This is a genomic window from Streptomyces sp. MUM 2J, assembly GCF_022414535.1.
In the GTDB taxonomy this organism is placed as follows: Bacteria; Actinomycetota; Actinomycetes; order Streptomycetales; family Streptomycetaceae; genus Streptomyces.
Genome location: NZ_JADWYM010000006.1, coordinates 214,764 through 233,818, shown reverse-complemented (window position 1 = coordinate 233,818; position 19,055 = coordinate 214,764). Strand labels below are relative to the sequence as shown.

Here is a 19,055-nt window from a genome sequence, read left to right as displayed (position 1 = left end):
TTACTGGCGGACTAGTCCGCGTGCGTTCGGGGCGGCAGAGGCCCAACCCTCCCAGCCTACGCCATGAGGGCGGGAGCCCCTGCCGTCCCGGTTGCTTACCGAGAGGTCCAGGTGTTCCGGTCCAACCGGCCGGCCCGAGGGGCCGCCCTCAAGGGGCGGTGGTCGGGCGACGGTTGGGCGGGACTACCAGGAGCTCTTGGTCACGCCCGGCAGCTCGCCACGGTGAGCCATCTCACGAAGGCACACGCGGCAGAGGCCGAACTTGCGGTACACGGAGTGCGGACGGCCGCAGCGCTGGCAGCGGGTGTAGCCACGCACACCGAACTTGGGCTTGCGAGCAGCCTTCGCGATGAGAGCCTTCTTCGCCATCTCGCTCACGCCTCCTTGAACGGGAAGCCGAGGTGACGGAGAAGGGCACGGCCCTCTTCGTCGTTGGTCGCCGTGGTCACCACGGTGATGTCCATACCCCGGACGCGGTCGATCTTGTCCTGGTCGATCTCGTGGAACATGACCTGCTCCGTGAGACCGAAGGTGTAGTTGCCACGGCCGTCGAACTGCTTGGGGGACAGGCCGCGGAAGTCGCGGATGCGCGGCAGCGCGAGCGACAGGGTGCGGTCCAGGAACTCCCACATGCGGTCGCCACGGAGCGTGACGTGGGCACCGATCGGCTGACCCTCACGCAGCTTGAACTGCGCGATGGACTTGCGGGCCTTGGTGACGGCCGGCTTCTGACCGGTGATCGTGGTCAGGTCGCGGATCGCGCCCTCGATCAGCTTCGAGTCACGGGCGGCGTCGCCGACACCCATGTTGACCACGATCTTGACGAGGCCCGGAACCTGCATGACGTTCTCGTACTGGAACTCGTCACGCAGCTTCTGGACGATCTCGCCCCTGTACTTCTGCTTCAGACGCGGGGTCACGGTGGTGGTCGTCATCAGATGTCCTCACCCGTCCGCTTGGCAACGCGGATCTTGTTGCCCTCGTCGTCGAAGCGGTAGCCGACGCGGGTCGGGACCTTCTGGCCGTCCTTCTCCACGACCAGCATGACGTTGCTGACGTGGATGGGGGCCTCGGTGGTCACGATGCCGCCGGCCTGCGAACCCTGAGCGGTCGGCCCGGCCTTCGTGTGCTTCTTGACCCGGTTGACACCCTCGACCAGGACGCGCTCGTCGCGCGGGAAAGCGGCAATGACCTTGCCCTGCTTGCCCTTGTCCTTGCCGGTGATGACCTGGACCAGGTCGCCCTTCTTGATCTTCATGCTCACAGCACCTCCGGCGCGAGGGAGATGATCTTCATGAACTTCTTCTCGCGCAGCTCACGGCCCACCGGGCCGAAGATACGGGTGCCACGAGGGTCGCCGTCGTTCTTGAGAATGACGGCGGCGTTCTCGTCGAAGCGGATGTACGAGCCGTCGGGACGGCGGCGCTCCTTGACGGTGCGAACGATGACCGCCTTGACGACGTCACCCTTCTTCACGTTGCCACCGGGGATCGCGTCCTTGACGGTGGCGACGATGACGTCACCGATACCCGCGTAGCGGCGACCGGAGCCACCGAGCACACGGATGCAAAGGATCTCCTTCGCACCAGTGTTGTCGGCGACACGCAGTCGCGACTCCTGCTGGATCACGTCTATCTCCTGGATGTCTGCCGGTTCCCGGGGCGGAGTCGGTGTGGGACACGCGACCCCGCCCCGAGCCTGGCGGAACGATGCCTAGGGGGTCCCCCTAGGAGGGATGTGCTTGCCTGCGCAACTCCCTCGCGGGAATTACTTGGCCTTCTCGAGGATCTCGACGACGCGCCAGCGCTTGGTCGCCGACAGCGGCCGGGTCTCCATCAGGAGGACGCGGTCGCCGACGCCGCAGCTGTTCTGCTCGTCGTGCGCCTTGAGCTTGTTCGTACGGCGGATGACCTTGCCGTACAGCGCGTGCTTGACACGGTCCTCGACGGCGACGACGACGGTCTTGTCCATCTTGTCGCTGACGACCAGACCCTCACGGGTCTTGCGGAATCCGCGGTCTTCCTGCTTCTCAGTCACGTTGCTCTCGCTCATCAGGCGTTCTCCACCGTCTCGATGCCGAGCTCACGCTCACGCATGAGGGTGTAGATCCGGGCGATGTCCTTGCGGACCGCCCTGAGACGGCCGTGGTTCTCGAGCTGACCCGTCGCCGCCTGGAAGCGGAGGTTGAACAGCTCTTCCTTGGCCTCGCGGAGCTTGCCCAGAAGCTCCTCGTTGCCCAGCTCGCGCAGCTCGGACGCCTTGGTGCCGACCGACATCACGCTTCACCTGCCTCGCGCTTGACGATCCGGCACTTCATCGGCAGCTTGTGGGCCGCACGGGTCAGCGCCTCACGGGCGATCTTCTCGTTCGGGTAGGACAGCTCGAACATCACCCGACCGGGCTTGACGTTCGCGACCCACCACTCCGGGGAACCCTTACCGGAACCCATGCGGGTCTCGGCGGGCTTCTTGGTCAGCGGGCGGTCCGGGTAGATGTTGATCCAGACCTTGCCGCCACGCTTGATGTGACGGGTCATGGCGATACGAGCCGCCTCGATCTGGCGGTTCGTGACGTACGCCGGCGTCAGCGCCTGGATGCCGTACTCACCGAAAGCAACCTGCGTGCCACCCTTGGACATGCCGTTGCGCTTCGGGTGGTGCTGCTTGCGGTGCTTGACCCTACGGGGGATCAGCATGACGGTCAGGCCTCCGTTCCGGTGCTCTCAGCCGGAGCGTCGGCCTTGGGGGCCTCGGCCTTGGGGGCCTCGGCACCGGCAGCCTGCTGCGGCTTGCGACCGCGCCGCTCGCCACCGCGGCCACCACGGGCCGGGCGGTCGGAGCCACCGCGAGCCGGGCGGTTGCCCGCACGGGCGGCGGCGTTCTCGGCGCGGACCTCGGCGATGTTCTTGACGTCGCCCTTGTAGATCCAGACCTTCACACCGATGCGGCCGAAGGTCGTACGGGCCTCGAAGAAGCCGTAGTCCACGTTCGCGCGGAGCGTGTGCAGGGGCACGCGGCCCTCGCGGTAGAACTCCGAGCGGGACATCTCGGCGCCGCCGAGGCGGCCACCGCACTGGATCTTGATGCCCTTGGCGCCGGCCTTCATGGCGGACTGCATGCTCTTGCGCATGGCCCGACGGAAGGAGACGCGGGAGGAGAGCTGCTCGGCGACGGCCTGGGCCACGAGCTGAGCGTCGGTCTCGGGGTTCTTGACCTCGAGGATGTTCAGCTGGACCTGCTTGCCCGTGAGCTTCTCGAGGTCGCCGCGGATGCGGTCGGCCTCGGCACCACGGCGGCCGATGACGATGCCCGGACGAGCGGTGTGGATGTCCACACGCACGCGGTCACGGGTGCGCTCGATCTCCACCTTCGAGATGCCGGCGCGCTCCATGCCGGACGTCATCATCCGACGGATGGCGACGTCTTCCTTGACGTAGTCCTTGTACAGCTTGTCGGCGTACCACCGCGACTTGAAGTCGGTGGTGACACCGAGCCGGAACCCGTGCGGGTTTACCTTCTGGCCCATTACCGGGTTCCTTCCTTGCTGGCGACGACCACGGTGATGTGGCTGGTCCGCTTGCGGATCCGGTAGGCACGGCCCTGGGCACGCGGACGGAACCGCTTCAGGGTCGGGCCCTCGTCGACGAACGCTTCGGAGACGAACAGGTCGTCGACGTCGGTGTGGTCGTAGTTGTGCGCGGCGTTGGCGATGGCGCTGTCGAGCACCTTGCCGACCGGCACGGAAGCAGCCTGCGGAGCGAATCGCAGGACTGCCTGGGCCTCCGTGGCGTTCATGCCACGGATGAGGTCCACCACGCGGCGGGCCTTCATGGGCGTGACGCGGATGTACCGCGCCTGGGCCCTGGCTTCCATGGTTGTCCCTTCAGTTACTTACGTGTCTGAATGCGATCCGCGTTAGCGGCGCTTCGACTTCCGGTCATCCTTGACGTGACCCCGGAAGGTGCGCGTCGGCGAGAACTCGCCGAGCTTGTGGCCGACCATCGACTCGGTGACGAACACCGGGATGTGGGTCTTGCCGTTGTGCACCGCCAGCGTGTGGCCCAGCATGGCCGGCACGATCATGGAGCGGCGGGACCAGGTCTTGATGACGTTCTTGGTGCCGGCTTCGTTCTGGGCGTCCACCTTCTTCATGAGGTGGTCGTCGACGAAGGGCCCCTTCTTCAAGCTACGAGGCATCTCAACCCGTCCTTAGCGCTTCTTGTTCGTCTTGCGGCGGCGGACGATGTACTTGTTGCTCGCCTTCTTGGGAGAACGAGTACGACCTTCCTTCTGACCCCAGGGGCTGACCGGGTGGCGACCACCGGAGGTCTTGCCCTCACCACCACCGTGGGGGTGGTCGACCGGGTTCATCGCCACACCGCGAACGGTCGGGCGGACGCCCAGCCAGCGCTTGCGACCGGCCTTGCCCCAGTTGATGTTGCTCTGCTCGGCGTTGCCGACCTCGCCGACGGTGGCGCGGCAGCGCACGTCGACCAGGCGGATCTCACCGGAGGGCATGCGGAGGTGGGCCATCTGGCCCTCCTTCGCGAGCAGCTGCACGGAGGCACCGGCGGAGCGGGCGAACTTGGCGCCGCCGCCCGGACGAAGCTCCACGGAGTGGATCGTCGTACCGACGGGGATGTTGCGCAGCGCCAGGTTGTTACCGGGCTTGATGTCGGCGCCGGGGCCGTTCTCGATCCGGTCGCCCTGGTTCAGGCCACGGGGGGCCAGGATGTAGCGCTTCTCGCCGTCCGCGTAGTGCAGGAGCGCGATGCGCGCGGTGCGGTTCGGGTCGTACTCGATGTGCGCGACCTTCGCCGGCACGCCGTCCTTGTCGTGACGACGGAAGTCGATCACACGGTAGGCGCGCTTGTGGCCACCACCCTGGTGGCGGACGGTCACACGACCGGCGTTGTTGCGGCCACCCTTGCTGTGCAGGGGGCGGACCAGCGACTTCTCCGGCGTGGACCGCGTGACCTCGACGAAGTCGGCGACGCTGGCGCCACGACGGCCAGGAGTCGTCGGCTTGTACTTGCGGATACCCATTGTCTCTCAGTCCTCGGAAGTGATTTCCGAAATCTGGACGATCCCGACCGCTTACGCGGTCGGACCGCCGAAGATGTCGATTCGGTCGCCCTCGGCAAGGGTCACGATCGCGCGCTTGGTGGCGGCACGCTGGCCGAACCCGGTGCGGGTCCGCTTGCGCTTGCCCTGGCGGTTGATCGTGTTGACCCCGGTGACCTTGACGTCGAAGACCGCCTGGACGGCCTCCTTGATCTGGGTCTTGTTGGCACGCGGGTCGACGACGAACGTGTACTTGTTCTCGTCGAGGAGCGCGTAGCTCTTCTCGGACACGACCGGCTTCAGCAGGACGTCACGGGGGTCCGTGTACGCCTTGCTCGCCGGGGTGACGACGGTGTTCTTGCCTTCGGTGGCGTGGCGGCGCGCCTTGGCGACGCGCGCGGCCTTGGCGGCCTTGGCCGCCTTCGAGGCGATGCTCGGGTGACGCGTAGCCATCAGGCCTCGCTCCCTTCGGTGTCAGTGCTCCGCGCAGCAGAGGGCGTGCCAGACACGAAGGACTCGAACGCGGACTGGGTGAAGACCACGTCGTCCGAGACGAGAACGTCGTACGTGTTGAGCTGGCCCGGCTCCAGGATGTGGACCTGGGGCAGGTTGCGGGCGGACAGCCACGCGGCCTCGTCCGAGCGCTCGGCGACGAGCAGCAGGTTCCTGCGCTCGCTGATCTTGCCGAACAGCGTCTTGACGGCCCTGGTGGACGGGGTCTCGCCCTCGATCACACCGGAGACGACGTGGATGCGGTCGTGACGCGCCCGGTCGGTGAGGGCGTGACGCAGAGCGGCAGCCTTCATCTTCTTCGGGGTGCGCTGCGAGTAGTCGCGCGGCACGGGACCGTGCACGACGCCACCACCGGCGAACTGCGGCGCGCGGGTCGAACCCTGACGGGCGCGACCGGTGCCCTTCTGGCGGTACGGCTTCTTGCCACCGCCGCGGACCTCGCCGCGCGTCTTCGTCTTGTGCGTGCCCTGACGGGCCGCGGCCAGCTGTGCGACGACGACCTGGTGGATCAGCGGGACGCTGACCTTCTCAACGCCGAAGATCTCCGCGGGGAGCTCGACGGAACCGGCCTTCTCGCCCGCCGGCGAAAGGATGTCAACAGTGCTCATCGGTTACCTCAGGCCCCCTTGGCCGCGGTGCGGACCAGGACGAGGCCGCCGTTCGGACCGGGAACCGCGCCCTTGATGAGCAGCAGACCCTTCTCCGCGTCAACGGCGTGGACGGTCAGGTTCTGGGTGGTGACCCGCTCGTTGCCCATGCGACCCGCCATGCGGAGGCCCTTGAACACACGGCCCGGGGTGGCGCAGCCACCGATGGAACCGGGGGAGCGGTGCTTGCGCTGGGTACCGTGCCCGGCACCGAGGCCACCGAAGTTGTGGCGCTTCATGACACCGGCGAAGCCCTTGCCCTTGCTCTTGCCGGTGACGTCGACCTTCACGCCGGCCTCGAACACCTCGGCGGTGATCTCCTGGCCGAGCGTGTACTCGGAGGCGTCCGCGGTGCGGATCTCGACGAGGTGACGACGGGGGGTGACGTCGGCCTTGGCGAAGTGGCCCTTGAGGGGCTTGTTCACCTTGCGCGGGTCGATCTCGCCGAAGGCGATCTGGACCGACTCGTAGCCGTCGACATCGTTCGTACGAACCTGGGTGACGACGTTGGGGCCGGCCTTGACGACGGTGACCGGAACAACACGGTTGTTCTCGTCCCACACCTGCGTCATGCCGAGCTTCTCGCCCAGGATGCCCTTGATCTGCTTAGCCATCTCTCAGATCACCGCGCCTCAGAGCTTGATCTCGATGTCGACACCGGCCGGGAGGTCGAGTCGCATCAGAGAGTCAACGGTCTTGGGGGTGGGGTCGAGGATGTCGATCAGGCGCTTGTGCGTGCGCATCTCGAAGTGCTCGCGCGAGTCCTTGTACTTGTGCGGCGACTTGATGACGCAGTACACGTTCTTCTCAGTGGGCAGCGGCACCGGGCCCGCGACCGACGCACCGGTACGGGTCACCGTCTCGACGATCTTCTTCGCCGAGGAGTCGATGACCTCGTGGTCGTAGGCCTTGAGCCGAATGCGGATCTTCTGTCCCGCCATGGCTACTCAGTAGTCCTGTCTCTCTTACGCTCTGGAACCCGGTGTTCGAGGCCCTCGTCTCCGACCCACGCGGTCGGGCGTGTCGCGCTCCCGCTGACACAGATGTCCCTTGTTCGAACATCCCTGCGGAATGAACACGGCCCGTCCGGAACCGCAAGCCGAGGGCGGAAGGCCCACCGGGTGCCTGGCCGGTGTCGCACCGACACTTCCCGGAAGATTCCCGTACGTCCGCCCCAGCGCTGCCTTGCGGCAGTTGGGGCGACGAGTACTGTGGGACTCGCTTCCGGTCCTCCCGGCGGGAGGCGCGCAGCATCAACACTCGACCGAGCAACTCGGACAGTCTGCCATATGGGGCAGGGGGCTGGCCAATCGGGCCGGAGAGAATACCCCGAGCGTGACGAAGGTCAAACCCTCCCGGGGCGCCGCGCGCGGCGTCAGGTGCCGGTGGTCGTCCCGCACTCCACGGTGTCCGGACCGGCCGAGGCCTCCGGCGCACTGCTCTCCCTCAGCGGCTGGCTGCGGTCGTAGGGGTTCACAGGCTCCCCCGACGGCTGGGTGCCGGAGGGCCGGCCGTAGGGGAACGCGGGGTGGAGGTAGCCGTCGTCCACGCCGCACTCGTCGTTGTAGAACTCGGCGTCCCAGTCCTCCAGCCAGAGCTTGCCCGGCGTGACCTGCCACCGGTGGGGATCGGCGACGGAGAAGGTGAGCACACGGCGGACGACGGTGCGGGCGACCACGTCGTCGTCCCCACCGTCCGCGCCCGCCTTCACCAGCGGGTAGACGAAGGAGTAGTCGGCCCGGACGCGGAGCTGCCCCTGCCCGGCGTCGGCGAACGTCATGCGGCCGCGCACCTTGACCACGTCACCCGCCGGGACGACCTCGTGCGGGTCGAAGCGGCTGAACACGGAGAGCGGGTCGCTGTGCCGCGCCGGATCGCGCAGGTACCGCCGCAGCTCGGACAGCCGGCTCGGATCCTTGGGGTCCAGCAGGGACAGCGCCTTGTCGGGCTGCGCGCCGCGCAGCACGTCCGGGTCGAGTTCGGCGGCGACGAGGAACGTCTTGACGCGGCGCAGTGCGCGGGCCACGTCGTCCTTGCTCAGTCCGGCCGTCGCCTTCGCGGGCGGAAGCACCACGGCGTCCGCGCCGTCGGCCCAGTTCAGGGCAGGTGAGCCGCGGAAGGGGTGGGCGCGGTTCGGGATCTTGAAGCTGTCGGCGCCGGCCGGGGACGCGGAGGGCCGGGCCGTCTCGGGGGGCAGCGGCGAGGGCGAGGCCCCGGACGCCGTGTCGAACCCGGGGACGTGGTCCGTCACCAGCGACGGCCGTACGGCGACCACGGCGACCGCCACCGCCGCCAGCACGGCGACGACCGAGACCGCCCGGCGCCGGCGGGCGCGGGTGCCGTTCATCTCCTGCCAGGCCGGTCCGGTGCGCCAGCCGGGCGGCGTCCACGGCTGCGGCTCCGGCGGGCGCCGCCGCCACCACCGCCGCCGGGCCCCGCCTGCGGCGGGCTCCCCCGCCGTGTCCTGCTCCCGCAGCCGCCGGGTCACCATCCGGGCGCGCGCGGAGGGCTCCTTCGGCGCGTTCCGGCCACCTTCGTCGGCGGCATCGCGCTGGAAGGCCTCCCACTGGTCGTCGGTTATCGAGAGCCCCTCGCCGGGCTCCTCGTCGGGGTGTTCGGGCGGCGGGACGGTGGTCACGGGCTCGCTCTCATGGGACGGATGCGGAGGTACGGGAACGTGGGGGCGGCGACCGGCGGTGGGACCGCGCAAGATCATCAGAGAGCATTGTTTTCCGCCACCACGGCCCGTGCCCAGTGATCGTGCGGAACCCGTGATCGAACCGCTATGGGCCTGAGCCCCACGCTCCCCGCGCCGCCACTCCGGCCGGCCCCGTCCGCCCCCTCTGTCCGGCCCTGTCCGGCTCCGTCCGGCCCGGCCAGGCCCCGCGTCGGGTGCGTGCCGAAGGACGTCGTCGAGCCGACGCCGCTGAACGCGAGGCTGCGCACGGTGCCGTCGGCCCGCCCTTTCAACTGCCCGGCGGACTGCGGCCCGGTCGGCACGGCGAGTACCGCCTGCGTGCGCAGCGCGTCGGGTGCGGCAGGCATGCCGGATGTGACGGAAGTATCAGGAAAAGTTCGGGACACGGGAGAGAGCCGGCGGGCGAGCGGGGGCGGGGGTGCGGGCGCGGGCCGGGGCGGGGGGAAGAGCCGGGGCAGTGGCGCCGGCCGGCCCGCGGGGGAAGGCCCCCGGGCGAGGACCGGAGCAGGAGCCGGGGCCGGGGCCCGGGGCCGCCGTGCGGGCGGAGATCACGTGCCGCGCAGGAACCCCTGTGAACAGCGACGTTCGTCGAAACGGCAGCGCGCGCCGCCGCGCCGCCGGCCGGACCACGAGGCCACGCCCCCGTACCGTCTGCGGACCAAGGTCATGACGGTGTGTCGCGCCCCGGAACCTGCCAGTCGACGATCTTCGCGACGGAAGCATCCCGGGGCGTGGCTGCACATGTCATGGGCGCGTCTGAACGTCACTTTGACGGCATACCGGCCGGTTCTTTGTCCGCTTGTACGAGATGCGGGCCTGCCACCAGCCCCTACGGTTTGCCGAAACCCGACGCGGTTCGGGTTGCACACGGGTCCCCGACAGCTTCAGTCCCCCAGTTCGGGCCCGGTCGGCACCGGTACGTCGCCAGGTCGACGGGTCGGCGGAAAGGATCAATCACCATGGCTCAAGAGGGCGTCCTCGGACAGGTCGAGGACAAGATCAACTCTCTCTTCGACCCACTCGCCAAAGGGCTCGGCGACTTCGTCTTCGCCGATGTCACCGTCGGCGGGATCACGTTCCCATGGATCGTGGCCTGGTTGGTGGTCGCCGGTGCGGTGTTCACCGTCTATTTCGGTTTCATCCAGTTCCGCAGCATCAAGCTGTCGCTGAACCTGCTGCGCGGCCGTTACAGCCGTGACGACGACCCCGGCGAGATCACCCACTTCCAGGCACTGTCCTCGGCGCTGTCCGGCACGGTCGGCCTGGGCAACATCGCGGGTGTCGGCGTCGCCATCACCATCGGCGGGGCCGGGGCCACGTTCTGGATGGTGCTCTGCGGCCTGCTCGGCATGGCGTCGAAGTTCGTCGAGTGCACCCTCGGCGTGCGCTACCGCGACCAGCACGCGGACGGGTCGTTCTCCGGCGGCCCGATGAAGTACCTGAGCAAGGGCCTGGCCGAGCGCCTGCCCGGCGCGGGCGGAGCGGTCATCGGCAAGGTGCTCGCCGCCCTCGCGGCCGTCATGATCCTGCTGTTCGGCATCGGCGGCGGCAACATGTTCCAGGCCAACCAGACCATCCAGCAGATCCGCAACGTCACCGGTGGCGACACCGGCCCGCTCGGCGGCAGCGGCTCCGCGCTGATCATGGGCGTCGTGCTCGCCGTGGTCGTCGGCGCGGTGATCCTCGGCGGCATCCGGTCGATCGGCAAGGTGGCCAGCCGTCTGGTACCGGGCATGGCCGTGCTCTACGTCGCCGCCTGCCTGATCGTCATCCTGACCAACGTCACCGAGGTCCCGGCGGCGTTCGGCTCGATCTTCCACGAGGCCTTCACCGGTGAGGGCGTGGTCGGCGGTGTCATCGGTGCGCTGATCGTCGGCTTCACCCGCGCCGCCTTCTCCAACGAGGCCGGCCTCGGCTCGGCGCCCATCGCCCACTCCGCGGTGAAGACCCGCTACCCGGTGACCGAGGGCCTGGTCGCGCTGGTCGGCCCGTTCATCGACACGGTCGTCGTGTGCACCATGACCGCGCTGACCATCGTCATCGCCGACAGCGGCTTCTGGAACGAGGCCAAGGCCCAGTACGCGGCGGACGGTTCCAAGGCGGACGGCGTCACCGTCACCTCCTCGGCGTTCGAGACCGTCCTGCCGTGGTTCCCGAAGCTGCTCACCGTGGCCGTCGTCCTCTTCGCCGTCTCGACCATGATCACCTGGTCGTACTACGGCCAGAAGGCGTGGACCCACCTGTTCGGCAAGACCCGGACCAGCGAGCGCATCTACCAGGTCATCTTCTGCCTGTTCATCGTGGTCGGCGCGGTGCTCACCTTCGGCAGCGTGCTGGACTTCACCGACGCGGTGCTGTTCCTGCTGGCCCTGGTCAACATCATCGGCCTCTACCTGCTGGCCCCGTTCGTCAAGCAGGAACTGGCCCGCTTCCACGCGGCGCTGCGCAGCGGCGACGTGTCGCCGAGGCCGGACCGCGAGCCGGAGCCCGTCGCGGTGGCCGCCGCCGTGGAGGAAGCCCCGTAAGAGGCCCTGCCCCGGCTGCCCCTTCGCCGATGCCGGTGCCGCACGCGTGACGACCACGCGTGCGGCACCGGCATCGCGCGTGCCTCCGGCAGCGGAGATCCCGTTGGCGGTGCTGTTCCCGGTGAAGGCGGTTCGCAGCAGGGCTTCCACGCATCGTGCCGCTCAAGGAGCGCGGCCCTCACGCAGGTCGTCGCCGAAAGCCGCGCCGGACGCCGTGAACGTGCTGGGCCGCGCGAACTCACCGTCAGCGTGCAGCCGTTGCCCAGGGCGCACGCCCGCGCCCGTCGTCGCACCGCAGGTCCCGGGGAGCCCTCGGACATCCCCCCGGGGAATCACCCAGCGCACCGGGCAGGCCGAACCGGGCGAGGGACCCACGGTGGCCGTACCACGGGTACGACTACGCGTGCGGCACGGGCATCGCGCCCGTCTCCAGCAGCAGTTGGAGGTGCGAGAACAGGCACTGGTGCGCGTCGTTCAGGTCGATCCCGCTGACCGCCTCGGCCCGCTTGAGCCGGTAGCGGAGGGTGTTGGTGTGCACGTGCAGCAGGCGGGCAGCCGCGCGCATGTTGCTCTGCGCGGCGAGGTACGCCAGGACCGACGCCACCAGCCCGGTGTCGTGTTGCCGGTCGTAGGCGAGGAGGGCGCTGATCCGCGGGTCGCGCAGCCGCGGGTGCCGTTCCAGCAGGGCGAGGGTGTCGCCGACCAGGACCTCGGAGCGGACGTCGTCGATGGTGGCGACGCGCCGCTCGCCGCCGGCGGCGACGATGTCGAGCACCCGGTCGGCCTCGGCCTTGGACTCGGCGATGACGTCCAGTCCCTCGACCACCGAGCCGACCGCGGCGTAGACGTCGAGTTGCAGCCGCTGGCCCGCGGTGCGGACGATGTCCTGCGCCAGCGCCGCGACGGCACCCGGACCGGAACGTTCCTGCAGACCGGGGAGCAGCATGTACACACGGGTGCCCGCGCCGGCGACCAGGGAGCGGCGCCGGAACGCGGCGGCGTGCACCGAGACCAGGTTGGTCAGGTCCGCCCGGCGCAGTTCGAAGGCCGGCCGCCCGGCTTCGCCGCCGGTCGTGGTGTCGCGCAGCGCGAAACCCACGACCGCGGCGGGCTTGCCCAGGTCGGCCCCGATGCGGGCGGCGAAGGTCCGCGGGTCGATGTGGCCCTCCAGCATCCTGCTGAGCAGGGCGTCCTCCAGCCGCAGGTCGGTGGGCGCGCCCGTGCGGTTGCGTACGAGCAGCAGGGCCGCGGTGCGCGCGGCTCCGATCAGCGCGCTCTCGGCGTTGTCGGAGAGTTCCTCCCGGCCCTGCTGGACCCAGATCGAGCCCAGCATCTGCTCGTCGACGCGGATGCCGATGGCCAGCCGCCGCCTGATGCCGCGTTCCGGCCGCTCCTCGACGTGCACCACTTCCTCGCCGGCCCGCAGCCGCTCGTACACGCCCCACTGCCGCAGCAGCGCGAGGAAGTGGGCGGGGCCCTCCCGGCCGAGGATGGAACGCCGTCGCAGTTCGTCGACGTCGTCGTCGGAGCGGGAGTACGCCAGGACACGGTTGGCGCTGTCCTCGATGCTGACGATGCCGCCGGTGAGCGCCGCGACCGTCTCGGCCAGCGCGAACAGATCGGCGGGCTGCCCGGACGCCGGGGCCTGCCCCGCCCAGCGGGCGTCCGCGAGCACCTCCCTGACCTGCGCGTCGAGCCTGCTCCAGCGCACCTCCGGCCGGACTCCCAGCACGACGGTTCCGGTGCCCTCGGCCAGCTCCTTCAGCGCCTGCCGGTCGTCGCCGGCCTCCACCTTGAGCGCCACGGCCGCCGCCCCCCGGCGGCCCGCGGCCCATGCCAGCTGGGCGGCCCTGCGTCCGCGGGCACCGATCAGCAGCACCAGGTCGGCGTGGTACGCCTCCGGTTGCTCGTCTGCGTCCAGGATCGCCACGTCGGTGATCTCGACGTCCAGTCCGGCGGGCGCGGCCACGAAGTCGATGACCGGCTCACCGAGCGCCAGCAACACCTGCCGCAGGCCCGCACCGGCGGGCACCGTCTCTTCCACGCTGAGCACCCGTCCTGCCCCGCGGCCCTGCTTGCGGCACGCGGTCGAGATTATTGACAGGACAAACATACAAAAAACCTGCCCGGCACGGAAAGGGCGTGCCGCGCGCCGCCAGGTTTTCCCGTGGTGATCGACGGTCCCGCAACCGCGATCGGCCGGGCCCCGCCACCTCTCCCGCAGGCGCTCCGTGGGGTGCAGAGCCCGCCGGTACAGCGCGAGGGCTCGACACCTTCGGTGACAGAACCGTCACATGACGCAGGGCAACCGGCTGCCGGGCCGACCCATCTAGCCGCGCGTGACGACAGCACACCGCCCGCCGTCACCGACCGCGGCGACACCGCGCGACACACACCGGGGGATACGTTGAACACGTCTGCACACAGGGTCCGTTCGTCGGTCGCGGTCTCGGGGACCGCCCTGCTGCTGGCCGCCGCGGGCTTCGCGCTCGCGCCGGCCGCTTCCGCGGACGAATCGCAGCCGCCGATGCTGGCGGTCGCCACCGCCGCGCCCGCGGAGGTCGGCCTGGCGGGGCTGCCGGTCGCCTTCACCACCGAGGTCTCCAACACCGGTGCGTACGACACCTCGTCGGCACGGCTGGGCTACCGGATCGACGGGGGAGCCGGACTGCCGTCGAACGCCGTCAGCCTGGAGTACCGGCTCGGCGGCACGGAGTGGAAGACGGTGCCGCTGACGCACGCCGACGGGAGGTTCTCCGGCGAGGTGCCCGAAACGTTCCCGCTAGCCGCGGGCCGGTCCCGCACCGTGCAGCTGCGCATCGGGGTACCCATGGGCACCCCGCACAACGGCGACGGCAACGGCGGCACCCCAGCAGCTGGAGCTGACCACCCTGGTCTCCTACGGCGCGTCCGGGGCAACCACCGGCCGCGACGACGACACCATCAAGGTCGACGGCCTCCGCGCCGGGCTGTCCGGCGTCCCCGGCACCGTGACCGCGGGCGGCCCCGCCGTCGGCTTCGAGGCCACGGTGACCAACCCCACCCCGTCGAGGTACGAGAACGTCACCGAGACGCTGATCACCAGCAGGTACGCCTCCGTGCAGGTGCTGCGCTCCGGGACCTGGACGACCCTCACGCCGGTCGCATCGGCCGCCGAGACCGAGGTGTACGGGTTCAACGTGATCGGCAAGGACGCCTCCCTCGCCGCGCACAGCAGCACGGTCTCCAAGGTCCGGGTGACCTACCGCAAGGACACGCCCACCGGGAAGACCACCGTGCAGTCCTGCGTGTTCGTCAACCAGGGGGCGAGGCCGTTCAGCGGCACCACGGACTGCGCGCCCCAGGCGACCTTGACGGTGCTCGCGGCGGAATCCACCGGTTCCGCCGGAGGCACGCCCACCCCGACCCCGACCGCCTCCGCGACCCCGACCTCGTCCGCCTCGCCGTCCCCCTCCACCCAGGCCCCGTCCGGGACCTCGGGCACGACCTCCGGCACGTCCGGGGCGACCACGCAGCTGGCCAGGACCGGAAGCGACGGGACGTCCACGATCGCCGCCGCGGCCGGCGCCCTCTTCCTGGCCGGAGCCGCGGCACTGGGCATCGCGGCCCTGCACGCCCGCCGCACGCGAGCCTGACCCCGGAAGCAGCACGGGCACTCTCCCGTCCGGCCGGGGCGGGAGGGCGCCGCGGCTCGACCGGCCACCGGAAATCAGCGTGCGGCCGACGGAGTTGCCCGGGTTGTACTCGTAGCGCTTCGTCCCCCACCGGCTCCGCCGGAAGACGGGCTCGTCGTCGTCAAAGGACACGGACGAACACCGTCCGGGCACGCGGGGTGAGCGCCGGGCAGCAACCGGCGGTGTGCTGCTTGGAGTCGCGGACGCGCACGGCGGCGGGGGTGGTCGCGACCCCGACGCAGGAGTCGCCGTCGGGGCCATCGCACGAGTGACGTCACCCGGGCGATCGACCGGGACCCGTCTTCCTGGACTCCGGTGCGACGGGCGCTCTCCCCAAGGACCACGAGGGGAAAGAACCCTGCCCGACCCCCACCCCTCCCTCCCGCCGGGCACACTCACTCCCGCGGGTGAATATGCCCAACTCGGCTGGATCCGGCACCGGTTGCCTGCCCTACGCTCGGCGCAGCACGAGACAACCGCAGACATGAGTCGGCCCTCGCCGGGACGGGCAATCCCAGTGCGAGGGCCTGACCACCGAGGAAGTAGGGCTTCCCGATGGACAGCGAAAACCCTAGCGCGCCCCCGCACGCCCAGTCCCGTGTTGGCGCCAACAACCACCCGATCCGGCGCTCCCGCACCCGCTCCGGCGGGCTGGTCCACGACGACTCCCGCCACAGCGACCGTTTCACCGTGATCGGCAACCATCTCGCGCAGCACCCGGACCTGTCCCTCGTCGCCATCGGGCTGGCCACGCACCTCCAGTCCCTCCCGGCCGGGGCGCGCGTCGACATCAGGTCCCTGGCCGCCCGCTTCACCAAGGGCACCACCCGTGTCGCCGCCGCCCTGCGCGAGCTCGAAACCCACGGCTACCTGCGGCGCGAGCGGGTACGCGCCTCCGACGGGCGCATCGTCACCCGCACCACGTCCTGCAACCGGCCCGGGCACGCCCACGGTTCCCGCGAGCCTGCCCGCGGGGCATCCGAGCGCCCACCTGCCGTGAGGAAACGCGCACCCCGCAAGCCGCTTCCGGCCGTGCCGCAGCCGTCCTCCCCCGCACCCGCCCTCGTCGAGGCGGCGACCGAACTCCTCGCCGATCTCCGCCGGCACGACCCGCGCCTGCTGCTCTCCGCCTGCGACACCGCCCACCTGGCGCCCGGCGTCGCCGCCTGGCTGGAGCGCGAGGTCAGCCCCGGCTCCGTACGGCGGACCCTGACCGCCGGCCTGCCGGCCGAAGGCCTGCGCCGGCCGGCCGCGCTGCTGGCCCACCGGCTCGCCGCGCAGCTCCCGCCGCCGCCCCCGTTCCGCGCCCCTGCCCCACCGCCGGGCGTCCGGCATCCCCTGCGCAACTGCGACGGCTGCGACCGCGCCTTCCGCTCCCCCGAGCCTGGACGTTGCCGTGCATGCCGAGCCGGTTCCCCGTCCGCGCAGCCCCGTACGACGCGTGGGAGCCAGACCGAAGACCGCCTCCACAGTGACGCGGTGACGCGGTGACGGGCGGGGCGGATCCGCCTGCGGCGAGGGGCCGCGCTCAGCCCGGGAACCGCACCGACTCCAGGATGCGCGCCGTCTCCGCGTGCCCGGTGTAGTCCAGGATCAGCACCTTGGACACCGGCAGGTACCAGGCCTGGGGGGAGAAGCGGTAGCCGTTCCAGCAACTCGCGGTCCAGCGGTCGTACCAGGCCTTGTGGGAGCCCACCGGGCGCAGACCGGAGGCGATGGGCGCGGTGTGCGCGCTGCCGATGCCGTTGAGGGATCCGTCCCCCCGGCGCGGGTTGACGGGGCAGGGCTGGACGTCGGTGGCCGCGTACCAGCCGCCGGGCTGGCCGGGCTTGTAGGTGCTCAGCTCGTAGCCGGCGATCAAGCCGTCCGTCCTGATCGCGAGCCCGGTGCAGCCGAACATCCGGGGCAGCCCCGCATGCCGCACCGGTTCGACGCAGGCGTACTGGGCGCTCTGCCGGTTCACTGCCCAGCTCGGCGGGATCTGGAAGGTGAGGCCGGCGAACGTGGCGCGCGGCCAGAAGGGGCGGGGGGCCGGTGTGGCCTTCGCGGAGGTCGCGGAGGCGGCCGGGGTGGGGTGTCCGGGCGTGGAGGACGACGACGTGGGGGACGGCGACCCGGTCGCCACGGAGACGGACGGCGACGGCGTCCCGGTCGCACGGTCCGTGGCACCCGCGCCGGACGACGGGGAGGCGGTGGCCGTGGCCCCGGCCCCGGCGCCCGCGTGGCCGCTGGGCGTGCACGCGGCGATCCCCGCCAGGCAGAGGACGGCCGCCGCGAGGAGGGCAGGTCTGAGTGATGTCGTCGTCATGCTGTGTCCCCCCGGACGGGAAGCGAGAGCGGGTGTGGTGCGGTCGGAGCACGGTCCGGAGTGCGACCGGGGCCGAGATCCGGCCAGGTTCATGCCGTAGGAGGGCTTCACCGGTCCGGGCGGTTGCAGGACGGACGACCTGTGACAGAACCGTTCCCCACCCGTGAGCAGGAGCGGGTCCCGGGCCAGGTCGACCAGCGCGCCCCCGAGGGCTGTACCGACAAGAGGAGGGGCCCGCACGACCGAAGTCGTACGGGCCCCTCCAGGAGCTCGCAGCTGGAGCTACCGGGTCACCGGACCCTCAAGCAAGCGGAACTTACTTGACGATCTTGATGACCTGGCCGGCGCCGACGGTCCGGCCACCCTCACGGATGGCGAACTTCAGGCCCTCCTCCATGGCGACGGGCTGGATCAGCTCGACGCGCATCTCGGTGTTGTCGCCCGGCATGACCATCTCGGTGCCCTCGGGGAGGTGCACGACGCCGGTCACGTCCGTGGTACGGAAGTAGAACTGCGGGCGGTAGTTGTTGAAGAACGGCGTGTGGCGGCCACCCTCGTCCTTGGAGAGGATGTAGGCCTGCGCCTCGAACTCGGTGTGCGGGGTGACCGAGCCCGGCTTGATGATGACCTGGCCGCGCTCGACGTCCTCGCGCTTGATGCCGCGGAGCAGCAGACCGACGTTCTCACCGGCCTGGCCCTCGTCGAGCAGCTTGCGGAACATCTCGATGCCGGTGACCGTGGTGGTGGTCTTCTCGGTCTTGATGCCGATGATGTCGACGGTCTCGTTGACCTTGAGGACACCACGCTCGATGCGGCCGGTGACGACCGTACCGCGACCGGTGATGGTGAAGACGTCCTCGATCGGCATCAGGAACGGCTTGTCGACGTCGCGCTCCGGCTCCGGGATGGCGGTGTCGACGGCGTTCATCAGCTCCAGGACGGAGTCGACCCACTGCTGCTCGCCCTCAAGGGCCTTGAGCGCGGAGACCTTGATGACCGGAACGTCGTCGCCCGGGAACTCGTACTCGGAGAGGAGCTCACGGACCTCGAGCTCGACGAGCTCCAGGATCTCCTCGTCGTCCACCATGTCGGCCTTGTTCAGGGCGACGACGATGTACGGAACGCCGACCTGGCGGGCCAGGAGCACGTGCTCCTTGGTCTGCGGCATCGGGCCGTCGGTGGCGGCGACCACCAGGATCGCGCCGTCCATCTGCGCGGCACCGGTGATCATGTTCTTGATGTAGTCCGCGTGACCCGGGCAGTCGACGTGGGCGTAGTGACGCGCCTCGGTCTGGTACTCGACGTGCGCGATGGAGATGGTGATACCGCGCTGGCGCTCCTCGGGCGCCTTGTCGATGTTGTCGAACGGGGTGGCCTCGTTCAGCTCCGGGTACGCGTCGTGCAGCACCTTGGTAATGGCGGCCGTGAGGGTCGTCTTACCGTGGTCGATGTGACCGATGGTGCCGATGTTGACGTGCGGCTTAGTCCGCTCGAACTTCGCCTTCGCCACTGGGGTCCTCCTGTGGAGTGGTTCTGTACGCCTTACTTCATCGGCGCCAGGTGATCTTTGCTGTCAAAGCCCGGAACCCGGGGCAAACGTTCACGTTTGCGGACGTTTGCCCCTTGA

General features: G+C 70.0%; 22 protein-coding genes and 1 pseudogene. 3 read left to right on the top strand and 20 right to left on the bottom strand.

Annotated elements, in window-relative coordinates; translation table 11 throughout:
* Positions 1-183: 183 nt before the first annotated feature.
* From I3F54_RS08885 to I3F54_RS08810, 16 genes are all read right to left on the bottom strand, one after another.
* Positions 184-369, bottom strand: coding sequence for a type Z 30S ribosomal protein S14 (locus I3F54_RS08885; RefSeq protein WP_003948630.1), 186 nt, complete (start codon positions 367-369; stop codon positions 184-186).
* 5 nt (positions 370-374) lie between these two features.
* Entirely contained in the window at positions 375-935 is a 561-nt protein-coding gene (gene rplE / locus I3F54_RS08880) for a 50S ribosomal protein L5 (RefSeq protein ID WP_240118077.1), read from the bottom strand.
* A complete protein-coding gene (gene rplX / locus I3F54_RS08875) occupies positions 935-1,258 on the bottom strand; it encodes a 50S ribosomal protein L24 (RefSeq protein ID WP_205382450.1) in 324 nt (107 codons plus the stop codon). Before rplX ends, rplE begins: the two co-directional genes overlap by 1 nt.
* 2 nt (positions 1,259-1,260) lie before the next feature.
* Complete coding sequence (gene rplN / locus I3F54_RS08870; RefSeq protein ID WP_003998823.1) at positions 1,261-1,629, bottom strand: 50S ribosomal protein L14; 369 nt, start codon at positions 1,627-1,629, stop codon at positions 1,261-1,263.
* 138 nt (positions 1,630-1,767) lie between these two features.
* Complete coding sequence (gene rpsQ / locus I3F54_RS08865) at positions 1,768-2,052, bottom strand: 30S ribosomal protein S17 (RefSeq protein WP_240118076.1); 285 nt, start codon at positions 2,050-2,052, stop codon at positions 1,768-1,770.
* The gene (rpmC, locus tag I3F54_RS08860) at positions 2,052-2,276 is read right to left on the bottom strand and encodes a 50S ribosomal protein L29 (protein WP_240118075.1); all 225 of its coding nucleotides are present in this window, start codon (positions 2,274-2,276) and stop codon (positions 2,052-2,054) included. The genes rpsQ and rpmC overlap by 1 nt, the downstream gene beginning before the upstream one ends.
* Positions 2,276-2,695, bottom strand: coding sequence for a 50S ribosomal protein L16 (gene rplP, locus I3F54_RS08855; protein ID WP_029380975.1), 420 nt, complete (start codon positions 2,693-2,695; stop codon positions 2,276-2,278). The genes rpmC and rplP overlap by 1 nt, the downstream gene beginning before the upstream one ends.
* A 5-nt stretch (positions 2,696-2,700) precedes the next feature.
* Positions 2,701-3,525 carry a 30S ribosomal protein S3 gene (gene rpsC / locus I3F54_RS08850; protein WP_205382447.1) on the bottom strand — a complete coding sequence of 275 codons (825 nt, stop codon included), beginning with the start codon at positions 3,523-3,525 and terminating at the stop codon, positions 2,701-2,703.
* Positions 3,525-3,872, bottom strand: coding sequence for a 50S ribosomal protein L22 (gene rplV, locus I3F54_RS08845; RefSeq protein ID WP_205382446.1), 348 nt, complete (start codon positions 3,870-3,872; stop codon positions 3,525-3,527). The genes rpsC and rplV overlap by 1 nt, the downstream gene beginning before the upstream one ends.
* A gap of 42 nt (positions 3,873-3,914) precedes the next feature.
* Entirely contained in the window at positions 3,915-4,196 is a 282-nt protein-coding gene (gene rpsS, locus I3F54_RS08840) for a 30S ribosomal protein S19 (protein ID WP_053759516.1), read from the bottom strand.
* A gap of 12 nt (positions 4,197-4,208) precedes the next feature.
* Positions 4,209-5,045: a 50S ribosomal protein L2 gene (gene rplB, locus I3F54_RS08835; protein ID WP_240118074.1), complete on the bottom strand. Its 837-nt coding sequence runs from the start codon at positions 5,043-5,045 to the stop codon at positions 4,209-4,211.
* Positions 5,046-5,096: 51 nt separating this feature from the next.
* Entirely contained in the window at positions 5,097-5,516 is a 420-nt protein-coding gene (rplW, locus tag I3F54_RS08830) for a 50S ribosomal protein L23 (protein ID WP_240118073.1), read from the bottom strand.
* Positions 5,516-6,184, bottom strand: a complete 669-nt coding sequence (rplD, locus tag I3F54_RS08825) for a 50S ribosomal protein L4 (protein ID WP_240118072.1) — start codon at positions 6,182-6,184, stop codon at positions 5,516-5,518. The genes rplW and rplD overlap by 1 nt, the downstream gene beginning before the upstream one ends.
* Positions 6,185-6,192: 8 nt before the next feature.
* The gene (rplC, locus tag I3F54_RS08820) at positions 6,193-6,837 is read right to left on the bottom strand and encodes a 50S ribosomal protein L3 (protein WP_103781446.1); all 645 of its coding nucleotides are present in this window, start codon (positions 6,835-6,837) and stop codon (positions 6,193-6,195) included.
* Positions 6,838-6,855: 18 nt separating this feature from the next.
* Positions 6,856-7,164, bottom strand: a complete 309-nt coding sequence (gene rpsJ, locus I3F54_RS08815) for a 30S ribosomal protein S10 (protein WP_003948644.1) — start codon at positions 7,162-7,164, stop codon at positions 6,856-6,858.
* Positions 7,165-7,598: 434 nt separating this feature from the next.
* On the bottom strand, positions 7,599-8,861 hold the full coding sequence (locus tag I3F54_RS08810; protein WP_240118071.1) for a hypothetical protein: 1,263 nt from the start codon (positions 8,859-8,861) through the stop codon (positions 7,599-7,601).
* A 1,019-nt stretch (positions 8,862-9,880) separates the two neighbouring features.
* Between I3F54_RS08810 and I3F54_RS08805 the strand changes: the two genes are divergently transcribed.
* Complete coding sequence (locus I3F54_RS08805; RefSeq protein ID WP_240118070.1) at positions 9,881-11,446, top strand: sodium:alanine symporter family protein; 1,566 nt, start codon at positions 9,881-9,883, stop codon at positions 11,444-11,446.
* A 397-nt stretch (positions 11,447-11,843) separates the two neighbouring features.
* Here I3F54_RS08805 and I3F54_RS08800 read toward each other — a convergent pair whose 3' ends face one another.
* Positions 11,844-13,490 carry a helix-turn-helix domain-containing protein gene (locus tag I3F54_RS08800; RefSeq protein WP_240118069.1) on the bottom strand — a complete coding sequence of 549 codons (1,647 nt, stop codon included), beginning with the start codon at positions 13,488-13,490 and terminating at the stop codon, positions 11,844-11,846.
* Positions 13,491-14,436: 946 nt separating this feature from the next.
* Between I3F54_RS08800 and I3F54_RS08795 the strand changes: the two genes are divergently transcribed.
* Positions 14,437-15,081, top strand: coding sequence for a hypothetical protein (locus I3F54_RS08795; protein ID WP_240118068.1), 645 nt, complete (start codon positions 14,437-14,439; stop codon positions 15,079-15,081).
* Between the two features lie 160 nt (positions 15,082-15,241).
* Here the strand turns inward: I3F54_RS08795 and I3F54_RS08790 are convergent.
* A pseudogene (locus I3F54_RS08790) lies at positions 15,242-15,367 on the bottom strand (DUF397 domain-containing protein); the annotation flags it as partial.
* Positions 15,368-15,675: 308 nt separating this feature from the next.
* On the opposite strand from I3F54_RS08790, the gene I3F54_RS08785 reads away from it, so the two are divergent.
* Positions 15,676-16,611, top strand: a complete 936-nt coding sequence (locus tag I3F54_RS08785) for a helix-turn-helix domain-containing protein (protein ID WP_240118066.1) — start codon at positions 15,676-15,678, stop codon at positions 16,609-16,611.
* Between the two features lie 37 nt (positions 16,612-16,648).
* Here the strand turns inward: I3F54_RS08785 and I3F54_RS08780 are convergent, their stop codons facing one another.
* Positions 16,649-17,428 carry a hypothetical protein gene (locus I3F54_RS08780; protein ID WP_240118065.1) on the bottom strand — a complete coding sequence of 260 codons (780 nt, stop codon included), beginning with the start codon at positions 17,426-17,428 and terminating at the stop codon, positions 16,649-16,651.
* Between the two features lie 316 nt (positions 17,429-17,744).
* Positions 17,745-18,938 (bottom strand): elongation factor Tu, encoded by a 1,194-nt coding sequence (tuf, locus tag I3F54_RS08775; RefSeq protein WP_240118064.1) that lies wholly within the window; start codon positions 18,936-18,938, stop codon positions 17,745-17,747.
* Positions 18,939-19,055 lie beyond the last annotated feature (117 nt).